General features: G+C 65.9%; 17 protein-coding genes and 1 pseudogene. 15 read left to right on the forward strand and 3 right to left on the reverse strand.

Translation table 11 applies throughout. From position 1 onward, the window contains the following. Positions 1–26 precede the first annotated feature (26 nt). Positions 27–461: a hypothetical protein gene (locus IEY68_RS13750; protein ID WP_189094256.1), complete on the forward strand. Its 435-nt coding sequence runs from the start codon at positions 27–29 to the stop codon at positions 459–461. Positions 462–588: 127 nt separating this feature from the next. Here IEY68_RS13750 and IEY68_RS13755 read toward each other — a convergent pair whose 3' ends face one another. After that, positions 589–1,335, reverse strand: coding sequence for an SDR family oxidoreductase (locus IEY68_RS13755; RefSeq protein ID WP_062997871.1), 747 nt, complete (start codon positions 1,333–1,335; stop codon positions 589–591). 105 nt (positions 1,336–1,440) lie between these two features. On the opposite strand from IEY68_RS13755, the gene IEY68_RS13760 reads away from it, so the two are divergent. The 7 genes from IEY68_RS13760 to IEY68_RS13790 all read left to right on the forward strand — a co-directional run bounded on the left by IEY68_RS13760 (position 1,441) and on the right by IEY68_RS13790 (position 9,960). Then, positions 1,441–2,034, forward strand: a complete 594-nt coding sequence (locus tag IEY68_RS13760) for a TetR/AcrR family transcriptional regulator (RefSeq protein WP_062997869.1) — start codon at positions 1,441–1,443, stop codon at positions 2,032–2,034. Positions 2,035–2,070: 36 nt separating this feature from the next. Then, positions 2,071–2,466: an NAD(P)-binding domain-containing protein gene (locus IEY68_RS36180; protein ID WP_229718765.1), complete on the forward strand. Its 396-nt coding sequence runs from the start codon at positions 2,071–2,073 to the stop codon at positions 2,464–2,466. A gap of 731 nt (positions 2,467–3,197) precedes the next feature. After that, positions 3,198–4,478: an erythromycin esterase family protein gene (locus tag IEY68_RS13770; RefSeq protein WP_062997865.1), complete on the forward strand. Its 1,281-nt coding sequence runs from the start codon at positions 3,198–3,200 to the stop codon at positions 4,476–4,478. A gap of 928 nt (positions 4,479–5,406) precedes the next feature. After that, positions 5,407–6,753, forward strand: a complete 1,347-nt coding sequence (locus IEY68_RS13775; protein ID WP_229718766.1) for an ABC transporter substrate-binding protein — start codon at positions 5,407–5,409, stop codon at positions 6,751–6,753. Continuing rightward, positions 6,738–7,679, forward strand: coding sequence for an ABC transporter permease (locus IEY68_RS13780; protein WP_229718767.1), 942 nt, complete (start codon positions 6,738–6,740; stop codon positions 7,677–7,679). Before IEY68_RS13775 ends, IEY68_RS13780 begins: the two co-directional genes overlap by 16 nt. After that, positions 7,676–8,497 (forward strand): ABC transporter permease subunit, encoded by an 822-nt coding sequence (locus tag IEY68_RS13785; protein ID WP_062997861.1) that lies wholly within the window; start codon positions 7,676–7,678, stop codon positions 8,495–8,497. The genes IEY68_RS13780 and IEY68_RS13785 overlap by 4 nt, the downstream gene beginning before the upstream one ends. Continuing rightward, positions 8,494–9,960 (forward strand): ABC transporter ATP-binding protein, encoded by a 1,467-nt coding sequence (locus tag IEY68_RS13790; RefSeq protein WP_062997859.1) that lies wholly within the window; start codon positions 8,494–8,496, stop codon positions 9,958–9,960. The genes IEY68_RS13785 and IEY68_RS13790 overlap by 4 nt, the downstream gene beginning before the upstream one ends. A gap of 445 nt (positions 9,961–10,405) precedes the next feature. On the opposite strand, the gene IEY68_RS13795 is transcribed toward IEY68_RS13790, so the two are convergent. Continuing rightward, positions 10,406–11,620, reverse strand: a complete 1,215-nt coding sequence (locus IEY68_RS13795; protein WP_189094257.1) for a lipase family protein — start codon at positions 11,618–11,620, stop codon at positions 10,406–10,408. A gap of 244 nt (positions 11,621–11,864) precedes the next feature. Here IEY68_RS13795 and IEY68_RS13800 point away from each other — a divergent pair, with 244 nt between their 5' ends. The 6 genes and pseudogenes from IEY68_RS13800 to IEY68_RS13820 all read left to right on the forward strand — a co-directional run bounded on the left by IEY68_RS13800 (position 11,865) and on the right by IEY68_RS13820 (position 16,585). Beyond that, positions 11,865–12,194 carry a hypothetical protein gene (locus tag IEY68_RS13800; protein ID WP_062997851.1) on the forward strand — a complete coding sequence of 110 codons (330 nt, stop codon included), beginning with the start codon at positions 11,865–11,867 and terminating at the stop codon, positions 12,192–12,194. Between the two features lie 127 nt (positions 12,195–12,321). Next, the gene (locus tag IEY68_RS13805; protein ID WP_189094258.1) at positions 12,322–13,833 is read left to right on the forward strand and encodes an alpha/beta hydrolase; all 1,512 of its coding nucleotides are present in this window, start codon (positions 12,322–12,324) and stop codon (positions 13,831–13,833) included. A gap of 344 nt (positions 13,834–14,177) precedes the next feature. Continuing rightward, on the forward strand, positions 14,178–14,957 hold the full coding sequence (locus IEY68_RS13810) for an enoyl-CoA hydratase-related protein (protein ID WP_062998085.1): 780 nt from the start codon (positions 14,178–14,180) through the stop codon (positions 14,955–14,957). Positions 14,958–15,010: 53 nt separating this feature from the next. Then, positions 15,011–15,160, forward strand: coding sequence for a hypothetical protein (locus IEY68_RS13815; RefSeq protein ID WP_189094259.1), 150 nt, complete (start codon positions 15,011–15,013; stop codon positions 15,158–15,160). 260 nt (positions 15,161–15,420) lie between these two features. Then, positions 15,421–15,774, forward strand: a pseudogene (locus IEY68_RS37340) (WXG100-like domain-containing protein); the annotation flags it as partial. A gap of 73 nt (positions 15,775–15,847) precedes the next feature. Further along, complete coding sequence (locus tag IEY68_RS13820; protein WP_062997849.1) at positions 15,848–16,585, forward strand: helix-turn-helix transcriptional regulator; 738 nt, start codon at positions 15,848–15,850, stop codon at positions 16,583–16,585. A gap of 172 nt (positions 16,586–16,757) precedes the next feature. On the opposite strand, the gene IEY68_RS13825 is transcribed toward IEY68_RS13820, so the two are convergent. Next, positions 16,758–17,666 carry an alpha/beta fold hydrolase gene (locus IEY68_RS13825; RefSeq protein ID WP_229718768.1) on the reverse strand — a complete coding sequence of 303 codons (909 nt, stop codon included), beginning with the start codon at positions 17,664–17,666 and terminating at the stop codon, positions 16,758–16,760. A gap of 158 nt (positions 17,667–17,824) precedes the next feature. Here IEY68_RS13825 and IEY68_RS13830 point away from each other — a divergent pair, with 158 nt between their 5' ends. Continuing rightward, the gene (locus IEY68_RS13830) at positions 17,825–18,310 is read left to right on the forward strand and encodes a 13E12 repeat family protein (protein ID WP_229718769.1); all 486 of its coding nucleotides are present in this window, start codon (positions 17,825–17,827) and stop codon (positions 18,308–18,310) included. Positions 18,311–18,409: the final 99 nt, after the last annotated feature.

Genomic DNA, 18,409 nt, shown 5'->3' on the forward strand with positions numbered 1-18,409 from the left:
GGCTCAACCGGTCAGTGCATCGCCGCGTGGAGGATGCTGTCGGCGTGGAGGGTTCGGTGCGGGACTACGGGGTGGAGGTCAGACCCGAAATCGGGCAAGCGGTTTCGGTAGTGGACAAGCTGGACGTGCAGGCGTGCGCCGAGGACACCGCGCACGAGACCGCCGAAGTCGTGCAGAGTGAGGCGGCCGACTGCCGAGCATCGGGCCGAGCACGCGGCCCAGGAATGCTTCGCCGTGGGCGCGCTGTGCATTGGGCTGAGGACGACACGCTCCGGAGTCCGGCCGAGTTGCCTCCACGGCAGCGCGAGCAGCTCGGCCGACCCATGCTCCTGCAACCGCTTCCGCCTGTCGTGCACGTCCGGGCCGCGAACACCGCTGTTCCCCTGCGCGCCCGGCTCGACCAGCTGCTCGTCGAGGCGTCCGGTCACCGCATCGGCTCGGCTTCCGCGGTCCGCCAGTGAGCGGGACGAACACGTCGGCAGGTTGGCGTCCGATCTGGGCTACGCCTCGGAAGGCTCCTCGAGCTCCGCATTCGAACGCGAGGTCGGAGAACCACCACTGCGGTACCGGAAACGCGTTCGCGAGGGGTCACGCTGTGAATCCGCCGTCGATGTTCAGGCTGGAGCCGGTGATATAGGCGGCGTCGGGGCCGGCGAGATAGGAGGCGAAGGCGGCGATCTCGGCCGTGGTGCCGTATCGGTCCAGTGCCATGACGCCGAGCATGCTCGGCGCCGCGGGCCCGTCGGCCGGGTTGGCATCGGTGTCGGTCGGGCCGGGCTGGATGTTGTTGATGGTGATCCCGCGCGGTGCCAGTTCATGCGCGAGACCGCGGGTGAGGCTCGCCAGCGCGCCCTTCGTGAGGGCATAGACCGATTGGCCGGGGAACGGTGTGCGGTCGGCGTTGATACTGCCGATGTTGATGATCCGCCCGCCGTCGCCCATATATGCCAGGGACTCGCGAATGGCGACGATTACGGATCGGACGTTGATCGTCAGCATCGCGTCGATATCGCCCATCTTCAGGTCGACGAGTGGGGCGAAGGTGCCGACAGCGGCGTTGTTGACGAGGATGTCCAGACTGCCGAAGTGGTCGACGGTCTGCGCGACGGCGGCCTCGACGTCCTGCTCGTGCAGGCTGTCGGCGTGGATCGGATGTGCGATGCCGCCCGCTGCGACGACCGCAGCCGCCACAGCCTGCGCACTCTCACCGGAGCGGGCATAAGTGAACGCCACCCTCGCGCCGTCCGCGGCCAGCCGGGCGACGATACCGGCACCGACGCCCCTGGATCCGCCGGTTACCAGCGCGGTCTTGCCTTCGAGTGGTCGTGTGGTCATGTGTGGTGCCCTCTCGTCGAGTTATGGAATAGTCAATCAAATACATACGCATCCGGTCGGTTTGTCAAATTTGAACGATCACTCCATAACCAGTAGGGTGGAATTATGGCCAGGCCGAGGAAGTTCGACGAACAGACCGTCCTCACTGCCGCGCGAGATACGTTCTGGCGCTGCGGATACGAGGCGACGTCGGTCCAGGACCTCACCGCGGCGACAGGGGTGGGTACCCAGAGTCTTTACGGTGCGTTCGGCAGCAAACACGACCTGTTCCTGCGGATACTGGACGACTACTGCGCCTGCCAGTCCGCCGGGCTCGAGCGCGCTGCCACCGCGAATACGAGCCCGTGGCGCGGGGTCGCCTCGGCCGTCACCTTCGAGGACGGCGGCCGCTTGGACCTGCCACCGGAAGGCTGTCTGATGGCCAACAGCGCCGCGGCTCTGAGTACGCAGGACGAGGAGGTCCAGACCCGCGTGTCCCGGGTCTACGCCGAAACCCTCGTACTGTTCACCCGGCAGATCACCCGGGCTCAGGAGGTCGGCGAGATCGACGCCGATATCGATCCGGAGGCGACCGCTCGTGCCCTGATCGCCGTCATGCAGGGGATCGAGTTCCTGCACAAGTCGGGTATCGGCGAGCAGGAGCTGCAACTCGCCAAATCTGCCGCGCTCGAGATGATCGAACGCTCCGTCGGGCGCTGATGCACTCATCGACCAGAGCTCGAGGTGGATCCACTCATGGCAACGATCGGCATCATCGGTGCGGGCGAAGTCGGTAGCCAGATCGCCCGGGCGGCGATCGCGAATGGCTACGACGTCGTCATCGCCAACTCGCGAGGACCTGAGACGTTGAGGAACCTCATCGCCGAACTCGGCCCCTCGGCCCGTGCCGCGACCGCTACCACCGCCGCGGCCGCGGCCGACTTCGCCGTCATAGCGGTTCCCCTCAAAGTCGTCAACGACATGCCGGCGGAGGAACTGGCGCAGTGGCCCCGGTCAGCCCGCATGGCATGCGCACGAACACCAGACCCGCGCCGAACTGATCACCAACCTCGCCCGTGCGCAACGGATCGTCATGGCATAGCACCGAGAGCCTTGCTGTGCCTTCTTCCTTCGTGTCGCCGTGCGCTCTGAACCCCACCCCAACTCCGGTGACAGGGACGCGCAGGGCCGGACCCGGCGAGGTAGTCCTCCCTACTTTCTCCGCCCGAACCGAACCAACTGCCGCCGGACGACTGCAGTTCGGCGGCGCGGGGCATGAGTTCGTGTCGTCGTGGCGCCGGAGGGGTCATCGCTGTAGGTCCGGGTTGCTCAGGGGACATTGAGCCACTATCTTAATACGACATCCGTCGCATTAGTGAGGTTGCCTGTGCTCTTCCGAAATGTTCGTCCGGCCACGCGGTCCCTGACGACCGCCTCGTCCTCGAATGCTTTGGAGTGCCCGCATGCCCACACAGATCACCGCGCTCGACATCAGCACATCCTTCCAACCGCGGGCTCGTCCTGTATTCGGTGACCTGCTCACTCATTACGGGCGAGCGCACCGGGACCATCGGCGAGAACGGATCCGTCGAAACCACCCTGCCGTGCCTGCTCGCCGGGCACGACAGCCCGTTCAGGCGCAGGTCGTCGACCAGGCGCTGACCGACTTATGCGCCGGTCCAGGCGCGGATGCGCCGCCTGGAGGCGTCGACGACCCGGGACGATCGCTCAGGCCCGGCCGGGTACGGCGATCCGCGGGCAGCCTTCGAGCAACGCGGCGGCTACGACACCCGCGCAGCGCCACGGATAGCGCCCTGCGTGCGGTACCGCGCACTCCCACCTGCTATTCGTTCGTACTCCGACCACAGAATCGAGCCGTCCCCGTGCCTGCTCCGTCTCATCACAACTCCTTCGCCGACTGGCTCGGGTCCCATGCCGTCGACCTCGCCCACCTCGACCCCGCGGCCCCGCTGGATGACCTGGAGCCACTGCGCGGCATCATCGGTGACGCGCGCGTCGTCGCGATCGGCGAGAACTCCCACTTCATCACCGAGTTCTCGCTCATGCGCCGGCGCATCCTGCGGTTCTTGGTCGAACGCTGCGGATTCACCGTCCTGGCCTACGAATACGGCTTCAGCGAAGGCTTCCCGCTGAACACCTGGGCCCAGGGGGAGGGTCCGGACGACGACCTGTCGGCGCATCTCGCCGGGTCGATTCCGGTGGGCGTCGATGAGCCAGTGCGATGGATGCGCCGGCACAACGCCACAGCCGAGACGCCGGTGCGGTTCGCCGGGATCGATATCCCCGCGGCCGGCGGGTCCTTGCTTCCCGCTCTGGTCCCGGTCGCCGACTATCTGAGTCACATCGACCCCGAGGTCCTCCCGGCGGTCCGAGAGGCCGTGCGGATCGCCGGGTCGTTCGCCGGTGCGGCCGCGGCCGCGGCCGCACCGGCCTGGACCCGCCTGGTGCCGGCCGAGCAGGATGCTCTCAGTGCGCTCCTGATCCGCCTGGTCATCCGGTTCCGTGCCCTCGCACCGTTGTACATCACCCGTGGCGATCAGCACAGTTATGACATCGCCCTGCGTCGACTCGAGGCCGCTTGCCACGCCGATTACGGTTTTCGTGCCATGGCCGGCCTGTACTCCGGCAGCGGCCTGACCGCAGACACTTCAGCGCGGGACGTCTACATGGCCGGATCGGTCGCGTGGCACCTGGAACGTTCCAGCCCCGGAACCCGCGTGGTGCTGGTGGCCCACAATGCGCACATCCAGAGGTCACCGGTCTTCTTCGACGGCCACCTCACGGGGCTGCCCATGGGCCGGTACCTGCACGACTCCCTGGGCGATGATTACGTCGCCCTCGCGCTGACCAGCATCACTGGGCACACCGCCGATATGCGCCCCGACGAGGACGCGCGTTTCGGCTTCGCCATCGAGGACACCGCACTGCAGCCGCCGGAGCCGGGCAGCATCGAGGCCGCCTTCGCCGATGCCGGCCTCGGGCTCAGCCTCGCCGATCTTCGCCGGGCCCGTACCCGAGCTTCCGGCGGTCCCGGCCCCGACCGCATCCGGATACAGAGCACCTATTTGCACACGTCCGTCGTCGAGGCGTTCGACGGTGTCCTCAACACTCCGACCTCCACCGTGGCCGATATCGAAAGTTGAGGCGAATACGCTCGGCACTCACGAGTGGAGGCGTGGTCGCTGTGGTGATCGGCGCGGGCGCCGGCCATGTGTGTCGGTGTGGTTACCGCTGTCGGGAACCTCGTGGCGGGTGCGGTGGGCCGCGCGGAGTCCCGAGTCGGCATCGACGAACTCGACGCCCGAGCCGAGTTTTGGGCCTCACCGGAATCGGTGCCGCCACCTCCTTCGTCGACCTCCTCACTTCGGCGCTTTCTTCGTGATCGTCCGCCGGGACCCGATTCTGGCTCCGTTTACTGCTGATGCGATTCGATCGCGATCTTCGCGTTCGGCAAGAAGATCGTTCCGCCGCTTGATCTGAAGAACCAGCGTTCACTAGGACTACGGCGACGAGAGCCATCTGACGGGGGTCGAGTTCAGTGGGCCTACCGGTTCGGTCACCTGGATCGATTCGACCATCGGGCTCAACGGCTGCACGGGTTACGCCCGGGCCGGGGCCTCGTGCGGGTCAAGGTGACCTCGATGGCGGTGTGGGGGGCAGCCTTTCAGCCTCGGCTGAACGCGTCACCTTCTTCATTCCAGGGAGCCGAGCGCCTCGGTGGTGCGGCGGGGCGGGCGGCGAACCCAGTGCTTTGCCGCACCACGGCTGCAGCCGGTCCGGCAGGGAGTCGCCGAGCCTCGGTGTTGCCCGTGGCACAACCCCCGAGATATTCTCAATCAGGTTAGCGCAGGCTAACCTATTTAATTGCGTGGATGAGGTCGAGTAGTGGAATTGAATAGGCGTCAGGTATTCAAAGCGGGGTTGGGCCTCAGCGCGGTACTCGCGCTCGCCGCATGCACCGACGGATCATCTCCCTCCGACAGCTCGGGCGGCACTCCTCAGCGTGGCGGGACACTCCGCTTCGGTGCGATCGGAAAATCGTCCAAAATCGAGCGCGATCCGCACGAAACAATGAGCAACGAGAGCGATTTCCTGATCATGTCGCTCGTCTACGACCCACTGACCGTCCCCGGCACCGACCCGAATGTCGCACCGCGCCTCGCTTCCACCTGGGAATCGGATCGGGAACAGCGGAATTGGACTTTCACGATCGCGGACGGAGCTCGCTTCCACGATGGCCGACCGGTGACTTCCGAGGATGTCGTGTGGTCGCTTCGCCGACTCCGTGCAGCCGGGGGCGAGACAAAGGTGCCCGTAGCTTCCGTCGACGATATCAATCCCACCGGCCCGAATGCGGTGGTATTGACATGCGCGGCCCCGAACAGCCAAATGCCGCTATTGCTGCGAATGATGACTTTTGTGCTCCCGAAGGGGACCGCCGATGTCACCGAGGCGATCGGTACGGGGCCGTTCCGTCTCGAATCCTATGACAACGGCAATGCCCGGCTGGTACGCAATGACGATTGGTACGGTGGCGCGCCCCTGCTCGATGCCATCGAGGTGACCCTCTTCGAGAGTCCCGAAGCGATGGCGAACGCGATCATGGCGGGTCAGATCGATGTCGCCTCGAGTGTCGGCGCTGTCGCCGGGCGGATGGCGGAAACACGAGACGACCTCGAGGTGTTCCGGCGACCGAACGATGTCGCGGTAGCGATCGCGATGCGGACATCCGATGGCCCCTTCGCGGATCCGCGCGTGCGAGAGGCACTTCGTCTGGCGGTGGATCGCGAAGCGATGGTGTCGCAGGTTCTCTCGGGCTACGGCACTGTCGCCAACGATATTCTCGGTACCGCCGATCCGACCTTCGATGCGTCGATTCCACAGCGGGCCCGCGATCTCGACCGGGCCAGAAAATTGCTCTCCGAGGCGAAATTCGACACCAAGAAGACCTACCAACTGGTGACCAAGCAAGAAGCCGCAGGTGAGGTCGAGTCGGCCAAGGTCTTCGCGAGCCAGGCGAAGGAGATCGGCCTCGACATCGAGGTCGTGGTCCAGGAAGCGAACGCCTTCTACGACGCCACCTGGTTGAAGGCGCCGCTGTACACAGTGAACTGGGGCACCAACGACTCGGTCATGTTCTTCGCCAGCAAGGTCATGTATTCGCGCACCAAGTGGAACGAGACGAACTTCCACGACCAGACCTTCGACAAGGCCTACGCGACCGCACTCGCGGCGCCCCCCGGCGCGGAATTCACCAAGGCGAGCCGGGCGATTCAGCAGATCCAGTACGACCGCGGCGGCTACATCGTGTGGGGAATGGCCGATGGCATCGATATTGCCAGCAGCTCGGTCCGTGATCTGCCGAAGCTGGGTGGGTACGGCCGGGTGCAGCTCGAGCGGGTGTGGTTGTCGAATTGATTGCCTTCACCGGTGTGGTGGCACGTCGGGTCGGGCTGCTGATCACTCTGCTCGCGGTCGTGTTCGTGGTAATCGACCTGCTACCCGGTAATGCCGCCCGGGCGGTACTCGGACGCGACGCGAGTCCGGATCAGGTAGCGGCCAAAGAGCACGAACTGGGATTGGACCGGCCACTGCCGGTCCGCTTCTGGGATTGGTTCAGCGGCGCAGCTACCGGGGACTTCGGTGTCACTGCCCGCGGCCGGTCGGTGAATGAATTGCTGGCGGCCAAGTTCCCGCAGACCTTGCTGCTGGCCTCGATCGCCCTGCTCGCCACGATCGTGATCGCGTTGCTGCTCGGCGCGTGGTGGGCGGCCCGGCCCGGCAGCCTCGTCGCACGCATAGTGCAACCCGGTTCGGCGTTCGTGATCGCGGTCCCGGAGTTCGTTGTCGCGACGCTGCTGGTGATGGTCTTCTCGCTGTGGCTGGATTGGCTGCCCGCGGTGACGTTCACCGACCGGGCGGGGTACCCCGCAAGTGCGCAGATGCTGATCCTCCCGGCGTTGGCCTTGGCGATACCGCAGGCCGGCTGGAATCTGCGGGTGGTGCGCAGCGCGTTGATCGATGCTGCGGCCGCGCCGCATGTCGACAGCGCCATCCTCAACGGCCTATCCGAGAGGACGGTCCTGATCCGTCATGTGCTGCCGTTCGCGCTTCCGACCATCGCGATGTCGCTGGCCACCTCGGTCGGCACCTTGTTCGGCGGCGCGCTGGTCGTCGAGACGATTTTCAACTACCCGGGGATGGGTGCCATGGTCGCGGGGTCGGTATCGGACCGGGATACAGCATTGGTCGCGGCCGTTGTCGCACTGACCGGGACCACCATCATGTGCATTCTGCTGCTGGCCGATGCCATTCGGGCCTGGTCGAACCGAGGTCGTCCATGAAGACGCCGACACTGTCTCGCCCGGCCGGTTCCCGGCGATTGGGGCTGACCGCGCTGCCCGCGGTCGCCGTGGTCGCCCTGGCCGTGGCCGGTCCCCTGTTCGCGCCCTACGCGGTCGATCATCCCGTCGGCATCACCTTCGAGAATCCGAACGGCAAGGCATGGCTGGGCGGTGATCGGCTCGGCCACGACGTCCTCAGCCAGCTGCTGCACGGCGGGTGGGGACTGCTACTGGTAGCAGCGACCATCGCATTACTGGTCACCACGATCGCCGCTGTACTGGGATCGGTGGCGGCGTTGTATCCGAGAGCGGGAGCCTGGATCGAACGAACCGCGGATCTGGGCATGCTGCTGCCGCCGGTCCTGGCGATCTTGTTGTTCATGCTCTCCTGGCCGGAATCCGGTGCGGTCGGACTGGTCGTCATCTCCGTGGCCTCGGGCACGCCGTACACCGCGCGGGTCTTCGCGGCGGCCGCCAGCGGCGTGGCGGCCTCCGGTTTCATCGAGGCGGCCCGGGGGCGTGGCGAAGGGATGGGATACCTCGTCTCGCGGGAACTACTTCCGAATCTCCGCGAAACGCTGCTCACCCAACTGGGCCTGCGCTTCGTGGAAGCGATGTATCTCGTGAGTACTGCCGCGTTTCTCCAACTGCCGACCACCCTTGGTGACGCCAATTGGGCGGTCATGGTCCGCGAGAACGCATCCGGAATCCTGCTCAATCCCGCCGCCGTGCTGGCGCCGAGCCTGGCGATCGGCCTGCTGGCGGTCAGTGTGAACAGCGCCGTGGCGATATTCGGTCGAGGAAGGCGGGACATATGACCGACGAAATGACAGTCGAGACCGAAGGGGTGGTGGTCGACGAACTTTCGGTACGCTCACTGTCCGGTGCCGAACTGTTGGAGCCGACCTCACTGCGCGTAGCCCAGGGCACGATCACCGCGATAACCGGCCCGTCCGGTGCCGGCAAGACGACGCTGATGCGTGCTGTCCTCGGCCATCTGGCCGGCGGCACCACTCGATCGAGCGGTTCGGTGCGTGTGTGCGGGCAGGATGTGTTCGCGTTGGAGCCCGCTGCGCTGCAATCCTTCCGCCGGAGTCGCATGGCATTCGTGAGCCAGGATCCGGGCGCGGCCTTGAATCCGACGATGCGGGTACGGTCATTGCTCACCGAGGCGGTGGGCAAGCGCGCCGGCGCCGACCTGGTGGCCACTCTCGAACGCGTCGGGCTGCCCGGCCATTACCTGCGGCGGCGTCCGGGCGAGCTCTCCGGCGGCGAGCAGCGCCGGGTAGCGCTCGCCCTCGGCCTGGTCCGCAAAGTCGGGGTTCTGGTCGTCGATGAACCGATCGCCGGTCTGCACGGCCAACTGCGCAATGAGATCGGGGACCTGCTCCGTTCGCTGGCCACCGACGAGGGTGTCGCGGTAGTGGTATCCGGCCACGACACCACGGCCCTGCACCGAGTAGCAGATCATGTGGTCAATCTGGGCGAACCGCCGAAGACACCGCAGCGGCCGACAGGTCTGCTCCCGACCCCTGCTCCGGCGGACTCACCCGCGCTTCAGGGTCGTGCGATATCCGCGAGAGCGGGTGGCAGAGCGCTGCTCGAGTCGGTCGACCTTGCCGTTTCCTCCGGCGAAGCCGTAGCTGTCGTCGGGCCATCCGGGGCAGGCAAGACCACCCTCGCGCGCGTACTGGCAGGCCTCCACACGAACGCCTCGGGGACCTTGGAAGTAGGGGGGCGTCGCCTGGCCGTCGGTCGTTCACGGCGATCTCGGCGCGACCGCCGACGGATTCAGCTGATCCCGCAGAATCCACTGTCCACACTGAACCCGAAGCACACTGTGCTGCGAACTCTTTCACGCCCGTTGCGACTTGCCGGAGTATCGACGCCACAGGAAGTGGCCGAGCGCGCGGAAGCACTGATGCGGAGCGTCGAACTGGACTCCGAACTGTTGCGCCGGTACCCGGACGAACTCTCCGGGGGCCAGCGGCAGCGGGTGGCGATCGCGCGAGCACTGGCCGCCGAGCCCGACGTGCTCCTGTGCGACGAGATAACATCCGCCCTCGATGCCGGGACGGCTACCGCGATCATGGAGATGGTCGAGCGCACCCGGGTCGAGCGAGGGATCGGCGTTCTGGTCATCAGTCACGATATGACCCTGATTGCCGAGCATTGCCGGCAGATCGTGGTGATCGCCGACGGAAAGGTTGTCGAGACGGGAAACACCGCGGAAGTTCTCGCAGAGCCCAGCTCCCCGCACACCAGGGCGCTGTTGACCTGAAACCCATTCGCCCTCGATGCACGCGGCCGGGCGGAACCGACGCGCATCGGGCGCGTCCGCCGACCGCTCGGCGTGCGGCGAGCGTCCGGGCGGTCCCGAAACCCAGCCCGGTGTTCGCGCCGGTCACGGCGTGGCCGCCTGATGGCCAACAGCACCTGCGAACTCGGCAACGCCGATCCGGAAGTCCTCGACCGTCATGGGTGCGGCGGTATCGCGTGCCGGCCGGCTCACGCCGATCGACGAACAGACTCGAGCCCCACAACACCTGTCCGCACACAGTGACCGCTATCCAACCCTCGCCGCGAACGGCTACATGCTCGACGACGACTGGGACGGTACGTTCGCCCGCAGCCTGGACTACCTACTCGACGGCATTCGTGGCTGCGACCAGGGCCCGCCACGCACCTCCGACCCATCCGTCGAGAGGGTGCACAACACCGTCCGCTCAGGACACCTGACATCCCGGAGCCTGCGAAGCGCCTGCGAAGCGGTCGGCGAGGAAGTTCATACCGCCGAATGCTTCACCCGCGGCGGCTCCCATGTGGCCCGGAAACAGCGAATGGGTCGCGGTGAGGGTCGCGCCCTGCGCGCAGTAGGTATCGACGAGCGCGTTATAGCCGACGACGGGGATCTTCTCGTCGGAGATGCTGTGGTACAGGTACAGCGGGGTGTCGGGGGCGGTGCCGCCGAGCTCGTTGGGCGTCGCTGCATCGCGGAAGGCGGTATGCGCCAGCAAGTTCGGGACCGCAGCGAGGTCGGCGATGTGGGTGTCCGGGTATTTTTGAGCCAGATCCGCACCGCAGGCCGACGTGTCCGCGGTGCGCAGCGCGCTGCGCCCCTGGTCGTTCAATAAGTCGGCCAGGCGGGATTCGGGTTCATTGCGGGCCAGGCCGAGCAGGATCAGTATCGCTCCCGCGTCGCCGTCGGCGAGTTGTGCCATGGTCGGGATATCGGTGGGGACTCCGCCCGCGCTGGTGCCGGCGAGTCCCACATCCGGTGCGTATTCCTGACGCAATTGCGTGGCCCACAGTGTGGCGAAGGCTCCGCTGGAGTATCCCCAGGCACCGATCGGGCTCGCGGTATCGATCCCGGCCGGGGAGAAGGACCGCGCGGCCCGAATTCCGTCCAGGACCCCACGCCCGGACGTCACCCCGTCGAAGAGCCGCGACTGCGGCCCTTCGTAATCGCTCACCACGACGGCCCATCCGCGCCGCAGTGCGTCCGCGATGAACGGCACATCCTGCGCGACGGCCGCCATTTCGGTGTTGCGTCCGCCGCGCAGCGTGAACGACGGCGCGCACCGGGTGTCGAGACTGTTCTCGGGTACCTGATACGACAGCACCGGCCGCGGCCCGTTCCAGGGCACCGGCGGCACCAGCACACTCGTCACATTCAATTGCGGTTTTTCTTCGGAATCGGTTGTGCGATACCGTAATTGCCACGCATCCACCGGGATCGGCAGCCCGAGCGGTGCGATCGTCCGCGCCCCGAGCACCGCTCCGTTCGGATGCGAGGCGAGATCGGCGGGTGCGGCATAGAAGGGATCGTCACCGGGCGCCGGCACCGCGGCCCGAGCGACCGGCATCGACATCACCGCGGGCAGCACGATCGCGGCGAGCGCGAGGATCGCAAGCCATAGTCGACCGATCCGCCGGAACATCACCGGTTGCCGGCGTGCGCCGTCGACCGGCAGACCGGGTATATCGTTAGCCGAACGCGATGTCCGGCCCGAACTATTTCGATATGCCGACAATGATTGCCCGGATTCCATCACACCTCCAGCGTCAGGCCATCCGACGCGCAAGCACTTCGAACCCGCACCGACCGGCCACACCATTTCTGGGTCAAGATCACGATAGCGTAACGACTCACCACACGATAACATAACGATTGCATATTCATGCATGGTCGATCAGGAGCTCAGCGGAAGAAAGGTGCTGGCCACGATGATGAAGATCGATGCCGACACAATCGCCGAACACAACGGCACCATCCCGCTGATATCCGACAAGAGGCTTCGCTGGAAAGTCGCCGACGACCGGTGCGGCCGCCAGATACGGAAGAGAAGGCTCGCGGGACCGAGCCGATACCGGTGCGCATACCGACCTCGCCGCCGCGGGAAATTGTTCGGCGGACGCCGCCACGGAATGAGCCTGCGATCCGTACGCCACGCCAGCTTCACAGAATTCGATGTCAGAGGCACGACCTATACGATCGGGGCGAGTGATGAGTGACAACCCAGGAGGCCTCGACTTCGCCGGGCCGGTCGCAGCAAACGACCGCGTGGTCGGTTCGGGGCCCCGAAAATGGCTGCCACGCGGAAACAGAATGCGGACACAGATGTCCCGGGACGGTGCGGGAATGCCGATTCGACGGATTCGGTGGCTCGTGCTGGGGGTCATATCGGCAGCCGTATCCGCCACGCTGCCCCTCGGGCCGGCGAGCGCCGACCCGGTCGACGGCATCCCGGGTGGGTTGGAGTCGTTCTATCACCAGCGACTGGACTGGAAACCGTGTAACGACGCGGTTCTCGATGGTGCGGGGGCTCAGTGCGCGGGCGTTGTCGTACCGCTCGACTACAACCGACCGGACTCACGCACACTGACCGTGGCGATCTCGCGTATCCCGGCCACCGACCCGGCCCACAGACACGGGATCATGTTGTCCAACCCCGGCGGTCCCGGCGGTCCGGGGCTGAGCATGATGGCCGACCTCCAGGACCGGTTCACACCGGATGTCCGCGCCCGATACGACCTGATCGGCATGGACCCGCGTGGCATCGGCCGATCGGACCCGGTGAATTGCGCGCTGCCGCTGCCCACCATGTTGTTCTCGGCCGGTTTCGACGGCTTCGGCTTCGCGCGCGACACGGCCCTGGCCGCCGCGCTCGCGGCTTCCTGCACAACACCCGATCCGGAGAAGGCCCGCCAGATCACCACCCGCAATACCGCCCGGGACATGGATGTCATTCGCAGCGCATTCGGTGAACGCACACTCAGCTATTACGGCGGCTCCTACGGCACCTACCTGGGTGCGGTGTACACGCAGATGTTCCCTCAGCACAGTGACCGGATGGTGTTCGACAGCGCCGTCGACCCGGACCGCTACTGGATCGGCATCTACCAGGACATGGGCGCTGTCAACGAGGCCGCGCTCGACGAGTGGGCGACCTGGGCGGCCCGCCGCGACGCCGACTATCACTTCGGTAGCAGCGGACCGCAGGTCCGCGCCTTTGTCGAGGACATGATTCGACGTGCCGCCGCCCATCCGGTCATCGGCAACGGCTACCTCATCGATGAACACACCGCGCCGATGATGCTGCTGGCGCTGCTGTCGGATCCGCAGAAGAACGCCGACCTCGCCGAGGTCGTGCGGATCGTCGCCGACGCAGTGTCCGGGCGGCCCGTCGACATGGAGCAGCTGAAAACGAAGATCAGCGGCCCTGTTCAGCTGAACGCCTCTGGCATGGCCGCAGTTCTGTGCGGCGACAAGGCCGCACCCCGGGATCCGGCCTGGTATTACCGCAACATCGAAAATGTTCGGGCGACCCAGCCGGTGTTCGGTGCGTTCGCCAACAACATCACCGCCTGCGCATTCTGGCCGGAACCGGTCGAGGCACTCACCGCTGTGCACAACTCGACACCGGCCCTGATCCTGCAGGCGACCCGCGACACCCGCACCCCCTACCACCAAGGCCTTGCACTGCACCGGGACCTGACGGCGTCACGTATGGTCACATCGGCAGACACCCGCGTTCACGGCGTCCTCCGCGCCGGCACGAACAGCTGCGTGAACGACATCGTCAACACCTACTTCCGTGACGGCACCCTCCCCGAGGCCGACACCACCTGCCAACTCGACCCCGGCCGATAGGATGTACCGACCGCCGGGGACGATCCCGGTAAGAGTATTCAGCCGGTTTCTCTCCGTAGGTTCGGTCGTCGCGCCGACGGTCGGTCGAGGTAATCACCGACCCGGACGTTGGACCGCGGTGGCCGGGTGGCTCGTATGCGTGGTTGTGCCAGTGAACTCGGACATCATTGCTCGGCGGATTCCGACGTTGTCCGGAGCGCCCCGGATACAGTCCGTATCGGCGAATTCCGACGGCTCGGCGGTCCGGTACCTGAATACGCCCAATTCGCGCCGGCACGGTAGCCGACCAATCGAACGGTCCGGTGGCGGCCCCATCCGCGCCCGAAGAGATCTACGGTGGAGATATGACCGCCTTGGAGTATCAGCATTTGCTGGTCGCGCGGGACGTCGACACGGTGCGCATCACCATGAACCGGCCGGAGCGGCGCAATGCACTGTCGGGCGAGTATCTGGCCGCACTGCTTGCCGCATTCCGTGCCGCCGGCGAGACCGACGCCACCGGGATAGTTCTCGGGGCGCACGGCCCGGTGTTCTCCGCAGGACATGATTTCGCCGACGTCGCCGCGCGCGACCTGTTCGGCGTGCGGGAACTGCTCACCCTGTGCACCGAGCTCATGTCGACCATCGAGTCGGTGCCGCAGGTGGTGATCGCCCGGGTGCACGGTCTGGCCACGGCCGCCGGCTGCCAGCTGGTGGCCTCATGCGATCTGGCCGTCGCCGCCGAATCGGCCGGTTTCGCGCTTCCCGGGGGCAAGGGTGGCTGGTTCTGTCACACCCCCGCGGTTCCGGTGGCCCGCGCCGTCGGCCGTAAACGCCTGATGGAACTGGCCCTCACCGGCGACCCGATCGATGCCCGCACCGCCGAACAGTGGGGCCTGATCAACCGAGCGGTGCCAGACGCTGACCTGGACACAGCCGTAGGCGAGTTACTCGCCCGCGCTACCCGGGGCAGCCGGGCGAGCAAGGCACTCGGCAAACGCACTCTCTACGGCCAACTCGACCGCCCTGAAGCAGAGGCCTATGCTCTCGCCCTGGAAGTCATGGCCGCCGCCGCCCAACTTCCCGGCGCCCGCGAAGGGATGGCGGCCTTCCTGGCGAAGCGCCCACCCGTCTGGCGTGATTAGCGCTGCCAGGAGGCTCTCGGCCACGTGGATCACCTTGACTGTCAACGCGTTCCGTGGCGAAGAAGAACGTCCAGGGGTGGGTACACGCCGATGTGATCGGTTCCGGCGTAGAGGCGCGCGGCTACGGCGGGGCCGTCTCCGCACGCGGCCGGCGCGTCGATGAGTTGGTCGCTGCCGGAACCGGCCAGGTCTCGGTCCGGTGAAACCGGGCCGACGCAGGTTGTTCCCACCGGGCCACTCCGCGAGCAGAAGGTCACCCGGCTCTCGCAGGTCCGACTGCGCGCCGGGGAGGGTGATCCGCCCGTTGAGCAGCCTCCGACGAGCGCACTCCGGGCGGGTGTTCCCGGTGGTGGGCGGGCCGTGTCGTGGGTGGGAATCTGGGTCGACAGGTCTCCGTGCGACTCCGGGTGAGTGTTGTGGTCACATTTCCCGAGGGGTTCCCCTCACCTTGTGTGAACAGGTCATGGGACCGTATCCGCGGGGCAATCCGCAACAGATGTGGGCCGGTAGCGATGCCTGGACCGCGGCCGAACAGCAATGCCTGGCCGAGGCGGACCGGCTCGACGCGGTAGCAGCCTCGACACCGGGCCGATTCGACGGCGACGCCGGTGAAGCACTCCGACAGTCCGTCGCCGAGCTGTGCGCGGAGAAACACCGGGAGGCCCAGTACTGCCGAACCCTGGCCGCGCAATGTTCGGAAGCCGCCCTGGCAACCGACCTCGGTCAGTTGACCTGGAAATGGATGGCCGTCGCACTGGTCGCCGAACTGGTAGCGGATTGCTTCCTCGCCGCGGGCGCACCGGTCGCCGCCGCTGCACACCGCACCGCCGCACGGGTCGGATGGCGACTCGCGTTGACCCGCCTGGGCCGATATCCGCAGCCGTCACAACGTGACTCCGAAAGAATTCGCCGAACTCATCGGGATCATCCCGGCAGCCCTCGAGAGATTGGAAGAAGGAAGCCTCGGCCCTTCCGTCGACCGGCTCCGGATCCTACTGGGCAAGAACCTGGTACCGGAAAACGATCTACAGTCCGCCTACCATCATTTCTTCGACGACCCGGCAAGGTACCCGAACGGACTCCCACCTCTCACTCCCCTCATCAACAATCCCGTCGTCGGCAATTGGCTGGCCGAAGTCCGCGGACTACACGCTATGACCCAGCAGGAATTCGCCGGCACTCTCGGTATTCAATGGAAAACGCTTCGCTACTGGGAATCAGGCGAAGAGAAGCCTTCTCGCGAGCAGCTCGGATACCTACTCGACAGGAATGTCGCACCGAAAAACACCATGGAAGCGGCTTTCCAGAAATTCTACAAGAATCCCCACAACTTCCCGGGCGGACTTCCACCCCTTGTCCCCGAAGTCCACAACCCTATCGCCTACCCATCCTTCGGTACCTGGCTGACCGATATCCGCGAGCAACACAATATGGCCCGGAAAGAATTCGCCGAACTCATCGGATCCGACGAGAAATCCGTCCGCAGCTGGGAAATGAACACACGAAATCCTACGGTGCAGATTCTGCCGGCGGTCCGGCATGCCGCGGGCATATCCGTCGATATGTTCCGCACCGCCCTCGAACATTTCTCCCGGGCCCGGGCTGCTCGTTCTGTCGCTCGGAACTAGTACTTCGTCGAGCTTCCATTATCGGTCGCCCACCGACCCGGACAAGCTCCGCCTCCTGGGTAGCCGGCCCGGCGCGGTAGTCGCATTGACCCGAGCTATCCGGTTTCTACCAGGGGCGCTGCAAACAGGGCAACAGCTCACGTCTATCGCCCTGGGAGCGTCAGACCGAGGCTTATCGGCGTACGCGAACCGACATCGAATCCCACTGCGCGAGAGCCGTACGCATCGTCGCGACGAGAGCAAGCGGTTGATCCATCATCGGATGATGGCCCGCGTCGGCCAATTCGACAACTGTCGCCCGACGCTTGAAAGACCCTGCTATTGCCGATGCGGTATCACGCTCGACCAATCCGAGCTCGCACCGGATGTACAGCGTGGGGGTGTCCACTGTCCGGAGTAGGCCGGGCATATCGATGCTCTCCTGTTCGAGCCGCTTTCGGAACATCTCGGGATCGAACTTCCAGACCCATCCGTCGTCGGTGCGGCGTACTGATTCCTCCGCCACATGCCGGGCCACGTAGGGCAGCACCGTAGCCTGTGCCGGCTCGGTACGAAACCGACCACAGATTTCTTCCTTGGTCGGGTAGGCCTTCGGCTTACGTCCGAGCTGCCGGATAATCGTCTCTTCCGGCGGCTCACGGAACATCGGCGAGTCGATGATCACCAGGCCCCCGACAGAATCCCGATGTCGAGCGCCCACCGCGGCGGTCACCCCTCCGCCCATACTGTGGCCGACGATGTACGGTCGAGCCGATATACCCCCGGCCTCGGCGGCCGCGATCACCTCGTCGGCCCAGCCGTCGAGCGGATACCGGGATCGTACGGCGCTGTCTCCGTGGCCGGACAGATCGAGCGCAACCACGCGATATGTGGTCGCAAGCAACGGTGCAATATGGTCCCACCAGCCCGAATGCGCCGATCCGCCGTGCACCAGGACCACACCGGGCGTGCCGGCCCGGCCCCAGCAACGCAGATGAACAAGGCCGCCCGCGACCTCGACCTCACGATGTTCGGGTAACTCCGCGATGGCTTCCGTGAACCATCGCGGTACCGCCATTGCAGACGTCACCGTCACCGTCACTGTCAACTCCTTCGCGCAGTCCTACTCCATGGACCATATCCACCAGCGCTACCCCCCGTTCGTGCGGATTGTGCAGGACGTACGGGCGGAGCCCGGGAAATGCCGGTCACACAGGCGCGGATCGTCATACCGTGCCAACGCAGCGTGTCTTGCAGTAGTTGATCAAGCTCGGCACTATTGCCACCGTCGAGCTGTCCGATAATGCCGAATTTCGTGCGAATTCGCCGTGCTGGCAGGCCGCCGGAAAGCGACGGTCATACCGGCTCGAACTTGTCAACCAGCCCGGTTATCGAACATATGTTCTATTCTGGGGTAGGCTGGTTCGGGTGACCATACCTTCGACCGCGCCGGCGCCGGATGCTCCAGCGTCGGGATGGCCAGCACTGGCCGATGTCGACTTGCTGCGCACTCTCGTCGAAACCGAACGCCGCCGGAGGCGACTGGACGCCGCCATGCGCGCGGCAGTCGCCGAAGCCGAGCGGCGTGGCCTCGCCGCAGACACTGGCTATCGCGACACCGTGGAGCTATTGGCTGATCTGCTGCGGATCAGTGCCCCTGAAGCGCGCCGGCGAATCGAATACGCGGCTCCGCAGGCCCGCTCGCGTTCCAGAAAGGTGTGGAGGGTGCTGGCGGCAGCAAGTTGAGGCCGAGCCCGAGTACCTCGGTCTCTGTTCAGAGTGCCGCGAGGAGCCGAGGTCATCTCGACCGGCCGAACCACCGAGCTGCCGCGTACGGCGCCGACC

Origin of the sequence: Nocardia jinanensis (genome assembly GCF_014645735.1) — a bacterium.
In the GTDB taxonomy this organism is placed as follows: Bacteria; Actinomycetota; Actinomycetes; order Mycobacteriales; family Mycobacteriaceae; genus Nocardia; species Nocardia jinanensis.

Coding starts and splice junctions, on each gene's coding strand:
- IEY68_RS13800 (WP_062997851.1), top strand. CDS start 11,865: ATGGTCGATCAGGAGCTCAGCGGAAGAAAGGTGCTGGCCACGATGATG.
- IEY68_RS13790 (WP_062997859.1), top strand. CDS start 8,494: ATGACCGACGAAATGACAGTCGAGACCGAAGGGGTGGTGGTCGACGAA.
- IEY68_RS13785 (WP_062997861.1), top strand. CDS start 7,676: ATGAAGACGCCGACACTGTCTCGCCCGGCCGGTTCCCGGCGATTGGGG.
- IEY68_RS13810 (WP_062998085.1), top strand. CDS start 14,178: ATGACCGCCTTGGAGTATCAGCATTTGCTGGTCGCGCGGGACGTCGAC.
- IEY68_RS13795 (WP_189094257.1), bottom strand. CDS start 11,620: ATGTTCCGGCGGATCGGTCGACTATGGCTTGCGATCCTCGCGCTCGCC.
- IEY68_RS13805 (WP_189094258.1), top strand. CDS start 12,322: ATGCCGATTCGACGGATTCGGTGGCTCGTGCTGGGGGTCATATCGGCA.
- IEY68_RS13755 (WP_062997871.1), bottom strand. CDS start 1,335: ATGACCACACGACCACTCGAAGGCAAGACCGCGCTGGTAACCGGCGGA.
- IEY68_RS36180 (WP_229718765.1), top strand. CDS start 2,071: ATGGCAACGATCGGCATCATCGGTGCGGGCGAAGTCGGTAGCCAGATC.
- IEY68_RS13775 (WP_229718766.1), top strand. CDS start 5,407: ATGAGCAACGAGAGCGATTTCCTGATCATGTCGCTCGTCTACGACCCA.
- IEY68_RS13760 (WP_062997869.1), top strand. CDS start 1,441: ATGGCCAGGCCGAGGAAGTTCGACGAACAGACCGTCCTCACTGCCGCG.